General features: G+C 64.2%; 18 protein-coding genes. 12 read left to right on the forward strand and 6 right to left on the reverse strand.

Translation table 11 applies throughout. The features are described from left to right. Positions 1–210, reverse strand: a 210-nt coding sequence (locus tag BLW27_RS19585; protein ID WP_143042382.1) for a DUF2254 domain-containing protein, incomplete at its 3' end; no start/stop codon positions are given. Between the two features lie 385 nt (positions 211–595). Here BLW27_RS19585 and BLW27_RS19590 point away from each other — a divergent pair. Beyond that, positions 596–1,219 carry a hypothetical protein gene (locus tag BLW27_RS19590; protein WP_089886300.1) on the forward strand — a complete coding sequence of 208 codons (624 nt, stop codon included), beginning with the start codon at positions 596–598 and terminating at the stop codon, positions 1,217–1,219. A gap of 85 nt (positions 1,220–1,304) precedes the next feature. On the opposite strand, the gene BLW27_RS19595 is transcribed toward BLW27_RS19590, so the two are convergent. The 3 genes from BLW27_RS19595 to BLW27_RS19605 all read right to left on the reverse strand — a co-directional run bounded on the left by BLW27_RS19595 (position 1,305) and on the right by BLW27_RS19605 (position 3,998). Next, the gene (locus tag BLW27_RS19595; protein ID WP_089886301.1) at positions 1,305–2,537 is read right to left on the reverse strand and encodes an SAM-dependent methyltransferase; all 1,233 of its coding nucleotides are present in this window, start codon (positions 2,535–2,537) and stop codon (positions 1,305–1,307) included. Between the two features lie 192 nt (positions 2,538–2,729). Continuing rightward, complete coding sequence (locus tag BLW27_RS19600) at positions 2,730–3,695, reverse strand: zinc-binding metallopeptidase family protein (protein WP_089886303.1); 966 nt, start codon at positions 3,693–3,695, stop codon at positions 2,730–2,732. Between the two features lie 69 nt (positions 3,696–3,764). Next, positions 3,765–3,998, reverse strand: a complete 234-nt coding sequence (locus BLW27_RS19605) for a hypothetical protein (protein ID WP_089886304.1) — start codon at positions 3,996–3,998, stop codon at positions 3,765–3,767. A 163-nt stretch (positions 3,999–4,161) separates the two neighbouring features. On the opposite strand from BLW27_RS19605, the gene BLW27_RS19610 reads away from it, so the two are divergent. The 9 genes from BLW27_RS19610 (at position 4,162) to BLW27_RS19645 (ending at position 11,949) form a co-directional block, all read left to right on the forward strand. After that, on the forward strand, positions 4,162–4,887 hold the full coding sequence (locus BLW27_RS19610) for a Crp/Fnr family transcriptional regulator (RefSeq protein WP_089886306.1): 726 nt from the start codon (positions 4,162–4,164) through the stop codon (positions 4,885–4,887). A 239-nt stretch (positions 4,888–5,126) separates the two neighbouring features. After that, positions 5,127–5,927: a sigma factor-like helix-turn-helix DNA-binding protein gene (locus tag BLW27_RS19615; RefSeq protein WP_177178011.1), complete on the forward strand. Its 801-nt coding sequence runs from the start codon at positions 5,127–5,129 to the stop codon at positions 5,925–5,927. Further along, a complete protein-coding gene (locus tag BLW27_RS19620) occupies positions 5,921–6,142 on the forward strand; it encodes a hypothetical protein (protein ID WP_089886309.1) in 222 nt (73 codons plus the stop codon). Before BLW27_RS19615 ends, BLW27_RS19620 begins: the two co-directional genes overlap by 7 nt. Beyond that, complete coding sequence (locus BLW27_RS19625; protein WP_089886326.1) at positions 6,142–7,179, forward strand: fatty acid desaturase; 1,038 nt, start codon at positions 6,142–6,144, stop codon at positions 7,177–7,179. Before BLW27_RS19620 ends, BLW27_RS19625 begins: the two co-directional genes overlap by 1 nt. Before the next feature lie 75 nt (positions 7,180–7,254). Further along, positions 7,255–7,671, forward strand: coding sequence for a CopG family transcriptional regulator (locus tag BLW27_RS19630; protein WP_089886311.1), 417 nt, complete (start codon positions 7,255–7,257; stop codon positions 7,669–7,671). Positions 7,672–7,701: 30 nt separating this feature from the next. Continuing rightward, entirely contained in the window at positions 7,702–8,787 is a 1,086-nt protein-coding gene (locus BLW27_RS19635) for an extracellular catalytic domain type 1 short-chain-length polyhydroxyalkanoate depolymerase (RefSeq protein ID WP_089886313.1), read from the forward strand. A 104-nt stretch (positions 8,788–8,891) separates the two neighbouring features. Next, positions 8,892–10,313 carry a phospholipase D-like domain-containing protein gene (locus tag BLW27_RS19640; protein WP_089886315.1) on the forward strand — a complete coding sequence of 474 codons (1,422 nt, stop codon included), beginning with the start codon at positions 8,892–8,894 and terminating at the stop codon, positions 10,311–10,313. Between the two features lie 527 nt (positions 10,314–10,840). Continuing rightward, positions 10,841–11,143, forward strand: coding sequence for a hypothetical protein (locus BLW27_RS21525; RefSeq protein ID WP_218141177.1), 303 nt, complete (start codon positions 10,841–10,843; stop codon positions 11,141–11,143). Continuing rightward, on the forward strand, positions 11,128–11,949 hold the full coding sequence (locus tag BLW27_RS19645) for a YbfB/YjiJ family MFS transporter (protein ID WP_342708094.1): 822 nt from the start codon (positions 11,128–11,130) through the stop codon (positions 11,947–11,949). The genes BLW27_RS21525 and BLW27_RS19645 overlap by 16 nt, the downstream gene beginning before the upstream one ends. Positions 11,950–11,991: 42 nt before the next feature. On the opposite strand, the gene BLW27_RS19650 is transcribed toward BLW27_RS19645, so the two are convergent. Further along, positions 11,992–14,451 carry a GcvT family protein gene (locus BLW27_RS19650; protein ID WP_089886317.1) on the reverse strand — a complete coding sequence of 820 codons (2,460 nt, stop codon included), beginning with the start codon at positions 14,449–14,451 and terminating at the stop codon, positions 11,992–11,994. Between the two features lie 98 nt (positions 14,452–14,549). Here BLW27_RS19650 and BLW27_RS19655 point away from each other — a divergent pair, with 98 nt between their 5' ends. Both BLW27_RS19655 and BLW27_RS19660 read left to right on the forward strand, forming a co-directional pair. Next, complete coding sequence (locus BLW27_RS19655; RefSeq protein ID WP_245710964.1) at positions 14,550–15,203, forward strand: TetR/AcrR family transcriptional regulator; 654 nt, start codon at positions 14,550–14,552, stop codon at positions 15,201–15,203. Between the two features lie 272 nt (positions 15,204–15,475). Then, positions 15,476–16,465: an ion channel gene (locus BLW27_RS19660; protein WP_177178012.1), complete on the forward strand. Its 990-nt coding sequence runs from the start codon at positions 15,476–15,478 to the stop codon at positions 16,463–16,465. A gap of 28 nt (positions 16,466–16,493) precedes the next feature. On the opposite strand, the gene BLW27_RS19665 is transcribed toward BLW27_RS19660, so the two are convergent. After that, complete coding sequence (locus tag BLW27_RS19665; RefSeq protein ID WP_089886324.1) at positions 16,494–16,775, reverse strand: metal-sensitive transcriptional regulator; 282 nt, start codon at positions 16,773–16,775, stop codon at positions 16,494–16,496. Positions 16,776–17,029: the final 254 nt, after the last annotated feature.

A 17,029-nucleotide genomic window follows, 5' to 3' on the forward strand; every position in this document is an offset into this window, starting at 1 on the left:
GGCGAAGGTCGCCACGGTAAGCATGCTGGTCGCGACGATGGTCAGGATGGTCTGCGTCGCGCTTTCCGGTATGTCCACCGGCAGGTCCTGCGGCAGCAAGGCCGCGGAATAATGCGCCGCAGCCACCGTCATCAGCGCCACGAGCGAGAGGACCGCCGGCAGGAACCACATCTGGAGCGCGAGCTGGCGCAGTCTGACAAGGAGCTTCATGCGGCGTCCCAGACCAAGGAGGCGAGGCTTGCGGCAGTGCCCGACCGCCGGTGACGGGCGCGAGCGTCGGCCTCACTGCTTTGGGAACATCCCTGCGCGGGTCGCTGTTCCTCCACGGACGAAAATCCGGATCGCTGCCGGCGGCCGGGCGTGCAAGGGAATGCCTGAGAACTTTCCTAAGTGACCGAACCATGCAGTTTTCAGAGTCGGTCCGCCGTCGAACGACGCGTGAGAGCGGAATGGATACCGCGGCGATCCTCCCGGACATCGTTGATCGTCGCGAAAAACGGCTGGATTGGGAATGGCTCTGCCACGCTTCGCGTCCCGACCGATCATCGTGCAGGAAACACTTGGAACCGCCCCCGCGGACATATGTTCTCGGGTCATGATCGAGTTCATTCGCGCCCATCACCAGGTCCTTTCGACTGGCGCCAGCCTCTTCACCGCGGCGATCTGGCTTGTGTATCTCAACCTTTTTTACGCCAGCATGCGCCGCAGCCGACGGCCCGAGATCCTGCTCAGCCGCAGTGCCGGGTCCGGGCGCGGTGCGAGGTTGTTCATCGCGAACATGGGGGCCGAGCCGATCTACGTCACTGCCATCATCGCTGATTACGAAGCAGGAGGCGAGCGTGGCACGGCCTATATCACGCAGAACGACAATATCCGCAGCAAGGATCAGGAATCTGCCAGAGCCGCGACGAACGAGGGACCCTTGGGATCGGGTGAATACCTGGACGCTGGCAGCTTCGAAGACCTGATGACGCGCATCCAGATGCATGGAAATAACCAGATCGCATCCGAAGCGATCGAGCGCCTGACCCTCACCGTGGCAGCCGAGACTGGATACTCGGCCACGACCTCGGCCGGGTCCAAAACCTACCGGATAATCGGCGAAGGCGACGAACTGGTGTTTCAACCCGAAAGCGTCACGACCACGCAACTGCGTGGGTGGATTGCACGCCGCAGGCTACAAAAGCGCCTCGAGTCAGAGATCAGCGACGCACAATGATCTTGGCCCCAAGCCCACGACAGGTTGCGAACTGCCCAATGGTTTTCCGGTGCGTGCAGCGCAGGATCTGGTGCAAACCGGCTGTTCAGCAGCCGCTGTCGTTCGACTGCTTGTCGGCCTTCTCCAGGCGGCGCTCTGCGTCGGTCATGTAGTCGCGTGTTGTCGGGACGGCGTCGATGCGCCGTGCGAGTTGCATCTGGAAAACGATGTTCGTGCGCTGCCGAAAACCGATTTCGCTCAGCACAAGATAGAACTCCCACATGCGTAAAAACCGTTCGTCATACCGCGCGATGACCTCGGCAGACCGCGCTGTGAAACGCTCGCGCCAACGGCGCAGCGTCTCGGCGTAATGCAGGCGCAGAATTTCCAGATCCGTGACGAAGAGGCCGTTGGGCTCGGCCGCGCCGAAGACCTCGGACATCGACGGAAGATCCGCCCCGGGGAAAACATACTTCCGTATGAACGGATTGATCGGCCCCGGTGCATCGGCGTAGCCGATCGAATGGACAAGGGCGATGCCGTCCTCGGTCAGAAGCGCGCGAAGGCGGGCGAAGAACTCCAGGTAGTTCTTCTTCCCCACATGCTCGAACATCCCGACCGAAACGATCCGGTCGAAGGGCCCCTCAAGCTCACGGTAGTCCTGGAGTTCGAAACGAACGCGCTTGCTGGCCGGGGAGTCGGCCGCTCTGCGCAGGCTGTAGCTGTGCTGCTCCTTGCTCAGCGTGACACCGGTGACGTCGGCGCCGAACGTCTCTGCCAGATACAATGCCATGCCGCCCCAGCCCGACCCGATGTCGAGCACGCGCAGCCCGGGCCGATCCAGGCACAGCTTCGCCGCGATGTGCCGTTTCTTGTTCTCCTGAGCGGCATCGAGCGTTTCGTCCATGCTCTTGAAATAGGCACAGGAATACTGCCGATCCTGGTCCAGGAAGATGTCGTAAAACTCGGGCGAAAGGTCATAGTGATGTGCCACGTTGCGCTGCGCGCGGCCCATCGGGTTGGACTGCTTCAGTCCCCTGCGGAGCCGTTTGAGGAAGACCAGCCAAGGGTGTTGTCCCGCAGGGCCGAAATTGCGAGCCACCACGTCAAGAAAGTCGTAGAGGCTGCCGTCCTCGATCACGAGGCGGCCGTCCATGTAGGCCTCGCCGACCGAGAGCGCCGGATTGAGGGCCAACGTGTACTCGCTCAGCTTGGAGGTCAGACGTAGTGTTGCTTTGGGGGCTGAACCATCTCCGATATGGTGGGCTTCGCCGGACGCGTCGATCACGCAGAGACTGCCGTCGCGTACAATGGATCCGAGCATTGCCACGAACGCCATGAAGACCTCCTGGAGCCTGCCGGGCAGCGCATCCGCGCAGTGACGCGGCCAACGCTCCCCCATTGCAGGAGCAGTTTGGCTGCTCACGCAACGGGGTCAAGTGCCCTCGGGTCCAGCGAGCGGACCTGGTTGCCCGCAGTCACGCCACAGCTTGGGTGCCGCCATTGCCGCAGCGCCAACAAATGTCGCCATTCACCGCGCCTGCGCTCCCCTGCGCAGCCAACCATGAACGAATGCCAGCTTTTGACGTGCGACCTCCGAAAGTACGAAGGGGTAGATGTCGGGCAGCCCCATCGAGCGGTTGACGTGATTGATTCCCATGACCACGGATATTGCGACGCGGATCAGGTGGTCCGCGTCCGGTTCGGCATAAGGGTCCCAGCCGGCCGCCGGAAGGCCCGGCGCGGAATGCCCAGCGGCGGACAGGCTGTCGCAGATGTCGGTCAGGTGCAGCAGGTGCGCGGCCGTCTCGGCCCAGTCCTCGTGCGGGTGTGCCGAGGCGTAGGTGGTCAGGAAGCGCGCCCGCCAGTCGGGCGGAGGACCATTGCTGTAATGTCGCTGCAACGCGGCCTGGTAGTCGTCACGTTCGTCGCCGAACATCGAGCGGAACGCATCCAGGAAATCGGCACGCAGGCTGAGGCGCCACCAGAGCATGTGCGCGATCTCGTGGCGCATGTGACCGATCATCGTGCGATAGGGTTCCTGCAGCGCTTCGCGGCGGGTCGTTCGCAGAACCGGGTCGGCCTCGGCGACGCTGATGGTCACCACGCCGTTCGCATGCCCCATGGCGACCGGGGTCGGACCTTCCGCCAACATGTTGAAGACGGGTCGCGTTCCCGGGTCCTCGGGCCGGAACCAGTTCCAGCGCCCGAGATTGTCGAGCACCCAGCGCTTCGCGGCTTCGGTCTGGGCCCAGTTCGGCACGGCATTCGGAATTGACCGGTCAGGCGCCAGCGCCGTCATCGCGCAGGCTCGGCAGAAGGCGCCCTGTTCCGGCGCAATCCAGTTGCATCCGATGATCTCGCGGTTCGCGCAAAACGGCGGCATCGCGACGAACGCGCGCGCCTGCGGGTCATAGGCGACAGGGCTTCCGTCCGCCGTGGCGAGATTGTCGAACCAGAGTGATCCGGCTCCCACCGGATTGGAAAAAACGCGCATCTAAGACAAGCTCCCCATATCGCTCTCGTAGCATAACGTTCAACGGCTTCATTCGATACGGCGTACTTTTCAGGGTCGACGCACCGAATTGCCGCCGGCGATGATTCCGTTGATTAGCTGCGCCACGGCCGTGTGCAGGCCGTCTTCTTTGCTTGTCGGGGCGTTCTCGTGCGCGTCCGCCGCGTCCCGGAGGATGCCGACGATCTCTTCTTCTGGTAGGATCTTGTGATCGTTAAGCGCAAGAAGCAGCGATTCGCAGATGGCCAGGGCAGCGGTTCCTGCGATGTCGTTGTGTTCGCTCATGGTGGTTTAGCCTTCAGTTCGGAATGGGAGAATCCGGCCTGAGCTGCCGGAAAGAAGTGATCATAGGCGCATTTGGCCGCGCCGGACTGATGTACAGCAGCCTGAGACGCCGAAATCCCGGCTACCCGCACACGAATTTCCCTTTCAACGAGCACCAGACGCGATGGATCAAAGCGCCCTGACCCGAAAACTCTCGGCCTTCGTCCGGCTTTCGGATACCGACCGCGCGACCGTCGCGCGCTTCTTCCTCCGGCGGCGGAGTTTTTCCGTTGGGCATGAACTGACCCACGAAGGACAGGTCAACGCCTCGGCTTTCGTCCTCGCCGAGGGTTGGGCCTGTTCGTACAAAATGACGCCGGAGGGTGACCGGCAGATCGTCGACTTTCAGGTGCCCGGTGATTTCCTCGGCTTGCGCAGCATTCTCTTTCGCACATCCGACCACAGCATCGAGGCCGTTACCCGCATCAAGGCGACCGAGGTACTCGCCTCGGACCTGTTTGATGCCTTCGCCGAAGCGCCACGCCTGGCCACCGCCGTCCTGTGGGCAGCGTCGCGGGACGAGGCGATGGTCGTCGAGCATTTGGTGAACCTCGGTCGCCGTACAGCCGAGGAGCGAACCGCGCATCTTCTGCTTGAACTGGGAACGCGCCTGAAACTCGTCGGGCTGGCCGACAATGCCGGCTTCGACTGCCCGCTCACGCAGTATCACCTTGCCGATGCGCTGGGTCTCAGCGCTGTGCACGTGAACCGTGTCCTGCGGCACCTGCGTGAGGAGAAGCTCATGACCTTCCAGAAGGGGCGCGTCAGTTTCGATGACTTCGCCGGCCTTACGGACGTCGCTGGCTTCGACACCTCATACCTGGATCAGGACGGACCGCTCTTGCGGTAATTCGCGTGAACAACGGCGCTTCGGGCGCATCCTTCGGTCATTCTTCCGGCAACAATAGTCATTACGACTGATGTGGATCAGCCCGGACCGAGTCTGCTTGGCGCATGGTCGCCAGACGGTCCCCGACTCAGTCCGCGGTTCCAGCGCGCTGCCCGACAGGATCACCACATTTCTGCCGAAGCGCTGCGCTCTGCTGGGGCGCTGCACAGGCGAGGCGAGCAAGAAGCAAGGGAGTTGCCATGGACTGCCAAGCCACGAGCGTCCACAGCCCTATCCAGGTCTGTACCGTCGACGAAGCGCGCGCACGTCGCTCAATGGTGGCGAACACGACGAGCGACCCGCGCAATGGGATCGAGCAGCACTTGGCTGCGATGCGCGCCTTCGCGCTCGTCCTCGCCGGTAACCGAGAGTTTGCGGACGACATCGTTTCGCTGACCGTGATCGAGGCGTGGGCCGGGATCAAAGCCGCCGACACCGGATCGGGCTTGCGGCCCCGCCTGTTCCGGATGCTTCGGGACACCTACCATGCGAAGCGATGCCAGCCCCAAGAGGGCGTTGTCCAAAGCGTCGTCGCCAAGGTCACCGAGCCGGCAGAGCCCGATGATGCGGTTTCCGGCTTCCGCCGGATCTTCGACACGCTTCCCGACGAACAGCGCGAGGCGCTTATCCTCGTGGTTGCCCAGGCGTTTTCGTTCGATGACGCGGGGAAAGTATGCGGCTGCTCTTCCGCGACAATAAAGAGTCGGGTCACGCTCGGGCGGCGTACGCTGGTCGCCAGTGCATCGCAAGTTCAAGTCGCGTCCGGCACGGCCGTGCTCCCTGTGCGCCTTGATAGGGAGCATGATCAATCATTGCCGTGGTCGCAGGGCGCGCAAAACCGGATGGCACCAATCTTCGGCACACGATCCGCACGAAGCTTGACGCCGGCGTCCGGAGAAATCGGCGCGACAAGTTCTGTCAGAACGGGGCCCCGCCTCGTGCCTGCGCCTGACTACCCGAACGCAGCAGATTACCCCTATGAAGGAGATTACCCTTGCTGACGAAAGACACCGTATTCCGCCCGAAGGCTCGGGAATCCAAGGCGGCGGGCACCCATTCCGCTGCAATGCTGATCATTGACGCCGAGATTGCGGCACGGGACGTGAAGACGCAGCGATTGCGCGCGGCGCGACTCGAACGTGAGCGGTCCCGGCCTGAACAGGTTGCACCGGTCAAACCGAAGAAACGGGCGGCCTCGGGAAAATCCGCCCGATGATGAAAAGCATTGACGCACACGCCCGAGGTCCCGGCCCCGAACAACGCCGCGACGCGCGCGAATGGGTCGCCGTTCTCGCGCAATACCGGGAGCCGTCCCTCTCACGAAGCACGTGGGAGATCGCCGTCACGGCGGGTCCCTTCGCGGGTCTGTGGGCGCTGGCCTGGTGGAGCGTCGACTTCAGCTACACGCTCGCCGCGGTCCTTGCCGTCCTGAACGCCATGTTCCTGGTGCGGCTGTTCATGATCCAGCACGATTGCGGCCATGCCGCCTTCTTCAACAATCGCACTGTCAGCGACTGGGTCGGACGCGCCATCGGCGTGCTGACGCTGACGCCCTACGACACCTGGCGCCGTCTGCACTCGGCCCATCATGCGGGGACCGGCAACCTCGACAGGCGGGGAATCGGCGACGTCCTGACGCTGACCGTGTCCGAATACCGGGCCCTGCCGTTCTTCGGGCGCCTCAAGTACCGGCTCTACCGCCACCCGCTCACCCTGTTCGGCCTGGGGCCGTTCTACGTTTTCTTCCTTTGCAATCGGCTGCCGCTTGGCCTGATGCGCGCCGGCCGAAAATACTGGGTCAGTGCGATGGGGACCAATGCAGCGATCGCGGCTTTGTTGGTGGGCATTGCATACATCGGCGGCGTCGACGTCCTTCTCTTCATCTTCCTGCCCACGATGCTCGTCGCGGCCTCGATCGGGGTGTGGCTTTTCTACGTGCAGCACCAGTTCGAGAACACGAGCTGGGACCACGAGGCCGATTGGCAGCTTCACGAGGCGGCGCTGCATGGAAGCTCCTACTACGTCCTACCCGGGCCGCTGCGTTGGCTGACGGCCAATATCGGGATGCATCATCTGCACCATCTGCAATCGCGCGTGCCGTTCTACCGTCTGCCCGAAATCCTGAGCGATCATCCCGAGCTGGCAGAGGCGCAGCGGCTGACGCTGGGTGAAAGTCTCTCATGCGTGCGCAAGCACCTGTGGGACGAGAAAAACCGCCGGCTCGTGACCTTTGCGGCAGCGCGCGCATCCTGAGGGTATTTGAGTCCGAGGGGCGATGGATTGCTCCTTGCACTGGCACGTGCCGGCCATTACTTACCATCCAAGTGGATGGAGATTGAGTTACCGCGCCAGATCAAACCCAGCGATACAGAGAAAGTCACGATCAACCTCGGCTATGTCGACCTCGGCCGCATCGACCTGCTGGTCGAAGAAGGTTTCTATACCAACAGGACCAACTTCATCCGGACCGCCATCCGCGCGCAGCTTGGCACTCACGGCGGCGAGGTCGGGCGCCTGATCGAGCGGCGCACGCTCAATGTCGGTCTGCGCGATTTCACCCGCGCCGATCTCGAAGCCGCGCGGGATGCAGGCGAGGTTCTGCACATCAAGGTCGTCGGGCTTGCGCGGCTGGCCCACGACATCACGCCCGATCTCGCCCTCGCGACCATCGGCTCGATCAACATCCTCGGCGCGCTTCAAGCGCCGTCCGAACTGCGCGCCGCGCTGGCGCATCGCATAACCTGACGGCTGCGGCCGATCCTGAAAGGCAGACAGATGAACGACGATTTCGCGACGGCCATGCGCCGCTCGCTCGAACACACACGCGCCGGAGACCCGTTTGCGGCGACGCGCGCCATCCAGGCTGCACTGACAGGCTCTGCCGACACGCCGTCGCCGGCCGACGTGATGCCGAAGGCAAAGGCGTTCCGCCGCGCGAAGCCGCCCGGGCGGCGTTCGCGGCTTTCGCAGGTCGTCTCGGAGCTTTCGAAACGGGCCAAGGACTTCGAGGCCCCGTCGAGCCGGGCGCAACCCGTGGTCGACGTGCCGGACGGCGCGTTGTTCGAGCGCCGGGCCCATGCCGGCCCGCACGGCGCGCGGAACTATTACCTTTACCGCACCTCCGACCAAGAGGCACCGGTCCGCGGCGTGATCCTCATGCTGCATGGCTGCACGCAATCGTCCGAGGATTTCGCTGCCGGGACGCGGATGAACGCCCAGGCCGAGCGGCACGGGCTGGTCGTGGCTTATCCTGAGCAGACGCGCGCGCACAACGCCCAGGCGTGCTGGAACTGGTTCCGGCCCGAAGACCGGTCGCGGGCGGGTGGCGAGGCGGCGCTGCTGGCCAACCTGGCTGCTGCCGTGGCGGAGGAGCACGACGTGCCCGCGGCCCGTGTCTTCGTCGCAGGCCTTTCGGCGGGCGGTGCGATGGCGGCCATCCTCGCCCAAACCCACCCCGAGGTCTTCGCCGCCGCGGGCGTGCATTCCGGCCTTGCGCCGGGATCGGCGAGCGACGTCATGTCGGCCTTGGGCGCGATGCGCGGCCAGCCCGCGCCGGACGCGGAACCGCTTGCCGTGCCGGCGATCATCTTCCAGGGCTCGGCCGACAACACGGTCGCGCCGGTGAACGCGGGCCGGTTGGCCGGGCCGCTGGAAGACGCTGTTCCCGTGTCCGGAGAGGAAGCCGGGCGCCGCTACGACGTGCTGCGCGCGCGGAACGCGGCCGGCCACCCGGTCGAGGTCTGGAGGATCGACGGCGCGGGCCACGCGTGGTCCGGGGGCGATGCCGGCGGCAGCTACGCCGATCCGCAAGGACCCGACGCTTCGGCCGAAATGGTGCGCTTCTTCCTTGCGCGGGCATAGCGACGGGGCGGTCGCGCAACGGGTTTCATGAGACAACCATGGTCAGGCCCCGCGGCCCGAGAACGGTGGCGGGGCATCCTGCACTTCGGCGAGAGTGGCAAGCAATGCAAGAGACCCAACCCGTTCTGCGGCCCGGCGATACCTGCTGGAGGATCGAAACGGCAGACAGGCTGGCGGTGATCGTCGATGCGGCCGACTATTTCGCGCTTCTGCGCGAGGTGATGCAGAAGGCGCAGCACAGTGTCATCATGATCGGCTGGGAGTTCGACACGCGGATCTCGCTCGATCCGCGCGAAGACCCAAGCGACGTTCCCGACCGCCTGGGCAAGTTCCTGACCTGGCTCGTCCGCCAGCGTCCCGATCTCGACATCCGGCTGCTGCAATGGGACGTCGGGCTTCTGAGCACGCTCGGCCGGGGCTCCACACCTCTCCGCCTCGCGGACTGGCTGCTCGGGGGCCAGATCCGCCTCAAGCTCGATCATGCACATCCCTCTGGCGCTGCGCATCACCAGAAGATCATCGTGATCGACGACGTTCTCGCCTTCTGCGGCGGCATCGACGCGACCGCGGACCGCTGGGACACGAAGGAGCACGTGGACGACAGCCCCTACCGGATCAGGCCCACGACGAAACGGCCCTACGACCCGTGGCACGACGCGACCGTGGCGGTTGGCGGCGACGCGGCCCGAGCGTTGGGCGACCTGGCGCGGACGCGGTGGGAACACGCCACCGGCGAGGCCATGACGCCGCCGCCCGCCGTCGCGCCGATCTGGCCGGAACGCCTGGAGCCGATGCTCCGGGACGCCGAGGTCGCAATCTCGCGCACGATGCCGGCCCATGCGGGGCGAGACGAGGTCCACGAGATCGAGTCGCTCTACCTCGCGATCATCGCCGCGGCGCGGCGCACGCTTTACATCGAAAGCCAGTATTTCGCCTCGCGTCTTCTGGCCGAAGCGATCGCTGCGCGGCTGGGTGAACCGGACGGCCCCGAAATCGTCGTCGTGAACCCCGAGACGGCACAAGGGTGGCTGGAAGAGAAAGCGATGGGATCGGCCCGCGCGCAGCTTCTGGAGATCGTCCGAAAGTCAGATGTGCACGGCCGCTTCCGGATCTACACTCCGGTGACAGAGGGCGGCTGCCCGATCTACGTTCATGCCAAGATCGTCATCATGGACAACCATTTGATGCGCGTGGGCTCATCCAACCTGAACAACCGGTCGCTCGGATTCGACACCGAATGCGACGTGTCCGTCGAAGTGCGTCCGGGCATGCCCACGGAGTCGGACACGAAGGCGCGCATCGCTGGTCTCAGGACGAGGCTTCTGGCAGAGCATCTCGCAGTCGATCCGCGGGCAGTGACGTTCGCAGTCGATGAGGCCAATGGCTCGCTCATCGGCGCGATCGAGACATTGCGCGGAGGCGGTCGATCACTCGTTCCGTTCGTGCCGCCCGACTTCGGCGCCGCCGAAGACGCAATTCTGCGCGAGAACGAATTCCTTGACCCCGAGCGTCCGGCTGGCCGGTAGCGCCGCGGCCGCCTCAACCAGCTGCGGCAGCGGCTCCTCGCCAGCAGAAATCCAGCAACGCCGTGAACTGAACGACCACTCAGAGCTATGACCAAATTGACCGGTTTGAACTCTTCGCTGCACCTGCCACGCCAAGCCGCCGCAAGTCCGCTTACCGCCCTCCTTACCGATGCCGTTCGCGGCCGCGGCAAAGACCGAGCATGCGCGGCGAACGGCAAGAAAGTCCCGCCAAGCCGACCTCAAGTGCAGACGGCTCCCGAAGCTTTCCTCGGGAGCCGTTGTGCAACATGGCGTCATGCCCGCAAGGAGTTCGACCTCAAGCTGCACCACGAAATGCAAGAGGCTGGAAGGCGTGGAGCCCGTTTGGAATGCGATCGCAATTCCGCGTCACGGCCGTGCTTGCGGCGGCGGAACCAGGCAAACCGGGGCGGCATTGTCGGATGGGCGGAGGACAAAGCCATCAAGCAGTTCTGGAGCCTCTCCGCGGCGGGTTTCGCCGCAACGGCCATCGGCTTCGGCCGGGCCGTATGGGCTTCGGGCTGTTCGTGCCCGAGTTCCGATCGGTCTTCTCGATGTCCACCTCGACCGTTGGGTTCGTCTCCAGTCTCGGCTTCCTCGGCTTCTTCATCGGCCTTCTGATCGCGCAGGCCCTGCTCGACCGACGCGGTCCGGGCGCCCCCGTCCTGTCAGGCCTGGCTGCCGCCACAATCGGCATGGGGATCATCGCCTTGGCACCCGGCGTGCCCGTGCTGGCGATCGGCGTGTTCCTCGCCGTTCCAGCGCCGGCCTCGCATGGTCGCCGTTCAACGACGCCATTCACCGGAAGGTAGAGGACAAGGATCGGCCGACCGCGCTGTCGGTGGTCAGCACCGGCACGGGCATCGGTATCGCGTTGGCCGGGCTTGCTGCGCTTGCCATGGTCTTGTCCGGCTTGCCCTGGCGGTTCTGCTGGGCGTTCTTCGCAGCCGCGAGCGGGATCGCCCTGATTGGAAACTGCCTCGCCTTCCGCAGCGTCGAAAGGGATTGCAGCAGCGGCCTGAAATCCGCTTGGAGTAACCTCGCACAGCGCGCGGCAATCCCTCTCTTCGTCATCGGATTTGCCTACGGCACAGGTTCGGCAATCTACATTTCCTTCGCCGCCGATTATATGGTCAGTGCAGGCGGCGTGGCCGGTCTTCCCGTCGCAGCCACGCCGGCGCTCGTTTATATCTGCTACGGCCTGGTCGGGCTTTCGGGTCTTCTGACCAAACGCGTCAAGGACAGGATCGGGCTGCCGATGCTCCTGCGTCTTCTCATGCTCGCTGGCGCCCTGTCGCTCGCGCTCGTCGCGATCGCGCCCGATACCTGGTCCGGGCTGATCCTGTCGGCCGCGCTGCAAGGCTTGCATGTCATGATGACGAGCGCGGTTCTTGCCTTCTGGTCAGAGCGCCTCTTCCCCTCCCTTCCATCCCGCAGCTTCACGGTGGCACTTCTCGCCGCGGCGGCGGGTAGCGTGCTGGGACCTGCCTTGGCAGGAGTCGCCTCCGACGCCTTCGGCGCCGGCGCGATGTTCATCGGCACGGCCTTGTTGCCGGCAGCCACCGCGATCATGCTTCGCGATCACGATGCCCAGGAACGCCCCGCCAACGTGGAGTGACACGAAACTTCCGTGGACCGCACGGCAGCGCAGCCGGTCGACCTACCGTTTCACGCGCTCCATCTTCGGGTCGAGCATCGGCTTCAGTGATGCGGCGGCCGCATAGGAGCGGCCTGCTATTTCAATCGACCAGGCGCCTGAGTTGACCATCTCGGCCGTCAGGGCCTGGTCGAGTTCGGCGAAGCCGATGCCCGTGGCGCCGCCCAGCGTATGACCGTATGCGCCGACCTGGATGTAGCCAACGGGTCTGCCGTCCAGGCGGATGATCTCGTTGCCGTGCATGAGCGGTTCGGGGTCGCTCAGCAGGAATTGCAGCATCCGCCGCTTTGGCGTGCCAGCCTCCTTGATCGCGGCCAGCGCGTCGCGCCCTATGAAGCCGCTCGGCTTGTCGAGCCTGACCGCGAAGCCCAACCCGGCCTCGCTTGGATTGTCCGTGTTGTCCACGTCGACGCCGAAGTCGCGATAGGCCTTTTCCAGGCGAAGCGACGACAGCGTCTGCATGCCCGCGTTGCGCACGCCCAGGTCGCGCCCGGTCTCCATCAGCAGGTCGTAGACCTGCACCGCGTGCAGCGCTGGCACGTGTAGCTCCCAGCCCAGTTCGCCTACGTAAGTCACGCGCAGGGCCAGCACCTCGAAGAAGCCTACGTCGATCGTCCGCGCCGACATGAAGGGAAACCCATCATGCGAGAGATCCGCCGCGCTTACGCGTGACATCAGCTCGCGAGCCTTCGGGCCGTGCACGTTGATCTGCGTCGTGCCCGGCGTGATGTCGGTGATCGTCACGAACTCGTCCGCGGCGATGTGGCGGCGCATCCATGTCTCGGTATGGCCGTGACTGTTCTCGCCCACGACGACGATGTAGCGATCATCGGCCAGACGCGTCACGGTCAGATCGGCCTCGAAGCCGCCGGCCTCGTTGGCCCAGGCGGTGTAGACGACGCGGCCCGGCTCCACGTCGACCTGGTTGCAGCTGACGCGGTTCAGCATCGCGCAGGCGTCGCGCCCCTGGAGGAGGAATTTCGCCATAGAGGACATGTCCATCACGATCACGTCCTCGCGCGCGGCGCGGTGCTCGGCTGCGTGCCAGTCGAACCAGTTCTGGCGGCCCCAGCTGAAGCTTTCTACCCGGGCCTGTCCGGGCTCGGGGGCAAACCAGTCGGCCAGCTCCCAGCCGTGGCTTTCGCTGAAACAGGCGCCCGCCGCCTTCAGTCGGTCGTGCAGGACCGAGCGTTTCAGCCCGCGCGCGGTCTTGAACGAGTCGTTCGGGAAATGCGGACCGAAGCTTTTCGCCAGCAGTTCCGGCGTGCGGGCGCGGCGGAATGCGGGAGTGTTGTGCGTGCCGTCGGCAAAGCGGTTCACGTTGAACGCGGTGTGGTCGACCGGACAGCGGCCGTCGACGATCCAGTGCGCCAGCGTCTTGCCGATCCCTGGACCGTAGAGAATGCCGAGGGAGTTCAGCCCCGCCGCGACCCAGCAGTTGCGCAGGTTCGGCGCCTCGCCGACCAGCGGCGCGAGGTCCGGCGTGAAACTTTCCGGTCCGCAGAAGAATTTTCGGATGCCCGCTTCAGCGATGGTGGGGACGCGGGCAAAGGCGGCCTCGAGATGCGGGGCCATGCGCTCCCAGTCCGGCTCGATTTCGCCGAAGGCGAAATTGTCGGGGATCGTGTCGATCATCCAGGGCGCCGCATCGGGTTCGAACAGGCCGATCAGCAATCCGCCCACCTCTTCACGGTAGTAGGACCAGTTGTGCGGGTCCTCGAGCAGCGGCAGGTTGCGGTCGATGCCAGCGATGTCGTCGGTGATCAGGTAGTAATGCTCGGCGGCCTGAAGCGGCAGGTTGATGCCCGCCCCGGCGCCGATCTGGCGCGACCACATCCCGGCGGCGACCACGACGTGCTCGGCGTGGATCTCGCCCTGTTCCGTCCGCACGCCCATTGCGCGCCCGTCGCGGGTGAGGATCTCCTGAACGGCGACGTTCTCGATCACCTTTGCGCCGCGGTTGCGCGCGCCCCGCGCCAGCGCCATCGTCGTGTCGACCGGGTTGGTCCGACCCTCATTCGGATACCAGAAGGCCGCGATCGTGTTGGAGAAATCCCCGATGGGGAAGCGCTCGGCCGCCTCGGCGGGAGATATCTCGTGCACCTCGATCCCGTGCAGGTTCATGAAGGCCGCGCCGCGGCGCATCTCCTCGACCCGTTCGGGCGTGTCGGCGGGCTGGATGTAGCCAACCTGCCGCCAGCCGGTTGCCTGGCCGCTTTCCTCTTCCAGCCCGGCGATCAGATTGCGCCCGTGCAGGTAGAGTTCGCATTCCCATTCCGCACCCAAAACGCCGGGCACGATCTCGCCCGCCGCATGCCATGTGGTGCCTGCGGTCAGCTTGTCACGTTCCAGCACGACGACATCGCTCACCCCGAGTTCTGCGAGGTGGTATGCGATGTTGCAGCCGATGGAACCGCCCCCGACAATGACGACCTGCGCGTGGCTGGGAACTTTGGAATTCATCGTCGGACTCCTTGCCTGGGCCTGGCTTGATCAAATGCTTGACTGGACGGGTCACGGAAATCAAGTATTGATTGAATGGCCATTCAATGGATGATCCTGTGCCACTGAAACAGAAAAAGAATCCACCACGGACGGCATCGCCAGAAGAAAGGCGCCGGCAACTGATCGAGGCCACCGTCACGTCGATCAGCAAGCACGGCATCTCGGGCACGACGCTGGCGCGGGTGACGCAGGAAGCGGGATTGTCGATCGGGCTCGTAAACTTTCACTTCGAGAGCAAGGAAGCCTTGCTGAAGGCGACGTTGCAGCATCTGGCCGACGAACACCGCCGCCTGTGGATCAAAGAGTCATCCCGCCCGGACATCGACGCGGCCGCAAAGCTGCGCGCCATCGTCGACGCGCAGTTTCATCCAAAGGTCTGCAATCGCCGCAAACTGGCGGTGTGGTTCGCGTTCTTCGGAGAGTCCGAGCATCGGCGCAACTATCGGAACGTATCCCGAGCCGTCGACGAAGAGCGACAAAGCGTAACCGCCCATCTCTGCGCGTCTATAGTTATCGAGGGAGGTTACGTCGGCGTTGCGCCGCACCAGGTGTCACAGATGCTGGAGGGTCTTTTCGACGGCCTGTGGCTCAATATCCTAATGTATCCGGAACGCTTCAATCGACGGAATGCGCGCGATCAAGTCGCGTCATACCTTCACTTCTGTTTCCCCCGGCACTTCCAGACGGGGGACAGCGATCCGCACCCGTGAGGTTCGGGGGCTGTCGGAACAGCCGCTTGCTGCGGGCTTTCGGTTTCTGCCCCGGCTATAAGGGGCTGCGGGAGAAAGTCCGGCAATCGGGTTTTGCCTGCTGTGCTGCGAGATCGTGTAGAAGGTGGGAAAGCCGCTTCCAGCACGGCAACTGCGTCTCGAGCTTTCTCCCCAAATGATGCCGTAGCAGCGGCCGGCGCGGAAACATGCGGAACATCCACCCGGCCCTCTCGTTGAGATTCCTGTTCAACAGAGAGAGCCAACAAGCATCCATGACGGAGACAGCAATCATTGCCGCCGGCGCGCTGATCGTCTTGCTGACGCTCTATGACATGTTCAATACGACGATCAGCCTGGGCGGCGGCGGCCCCCTGAGCGCGAAGATGATCATCGGCATATGGAAGCGTCTTCCCTGGGGCCCCGGGCCGCTTCGTGGTTCCGCTGGCGGCATCCTCTCATTCTGCACGATCCTGATGTGGATGGCGCTTCTTTGGCTTGGCTGGACCCTGATTTTCTTGCCCGTCCCGGATGCTGTTCTCCGGACGAGCAACAGCGAACCAGCCGACCTCGCGGGCCGAATCTACTTTACCGGCTTCACCCTGTTCACATTGGGCTTGGGGGATTATCGGCCAGACGGACCTCTGTGGCAGATCCTGACCGCGCTGTGTGTCGGCACGGGCTTCTTGTCGGTAACGATGTCCGCCACGTATCTCGTGCCCATGCTGTCTGCCGCTGCGGAGAAGCGGGCCGTCGCGTCGATGATCGACTCCATGGGCGACACGCCGGAGGACATCGTGATCAACGGGTGGCGAGAGGGCAACCTGCTCTCGCTCGGAACGAGACTGGCCAGTCTTTCGTCACAGATCGCGGGGACGGCGACGTCCCATCTCTCTTACCCTATTCTGCATACCTTCAATACCGCGGAAGCAGCGCGCGCGACGCCGGTGCAGATCGTGAAGCTCAACGAAGCGCTTCTTCTGATTGAACATGGTGTCTCACCAGGAAGCCGTCCCGCGGCCCTGGATGTCTTGTCCGCTCGACGCGCCGTGACTGACTTCTTCGAACATGCCGGGAGCGGCGCCAAGCCTTCGGATGAGGTTCCGCCAACGCCTGATCTGGCTCGTCTCGCTGAAGCAGGGCTTCCTACGGTTCCGCAGCACGACTTCGACAGCGCCATTCATCACCAGCGCGATGCTCGCCGACGCGCGCACGGGATGCTGCTGGAGAGCGGCTGGTCGATCAAGGATGCGGTCGGCCGCTGAAGCCGTTCACCCGGAGCAGCCGGTCGCGTCAGTCGCGCACCTTTTCCAGAAGCCCGACGACCTCCTGGAACATCACCCGCTGGCGCTCCTGATCGCCGGCAACGATCGCCTCTTCCATGCAGGTGCGCGCGTGATCCTCGATCACCAGCCGCTCGACAGCGCGCAGGGCGGAGCGAATGGCCGCTGTCTGGTTGAGGATGTCCACGCAATAGCGGTCGTCCTGGACCATGCGCGATACGCCCTGAACCTGACCGGTCAGTCGCGACAGGCGCTTCAGGATTGCATCCTTGTTCTGCTTTTCGTGAGCCACCTGTCCTCCGATCGTCTGGAACCAAATACCACACGGTATCATTGCATTTATACAGGGGAGGGGTATAAAGCAACTCGCAGTATACCCGCATGGGGTATGCGGGACACTGCCGGAGAAGTGCAATGGAACGGAATCACGGGGCACGCGAGCACCAGGGGCATCATGGTCACGATCACCATGCGTCGGCGGCGAAACAGCCAGAGCCGGGCAAGGCAATAGATCCGGTCTGCGGCATGTCCGTCACCATGGAGACG

Source organism: Citreimonas salinaria (assembly GCF_900107235.1).
Lineage (GTDB): Bacteria > Pseudomonadota > Alphaproteobacteria > Rhodobacterales > Rhodobacteraceae > Citreimonas > Citreimonas salinaria.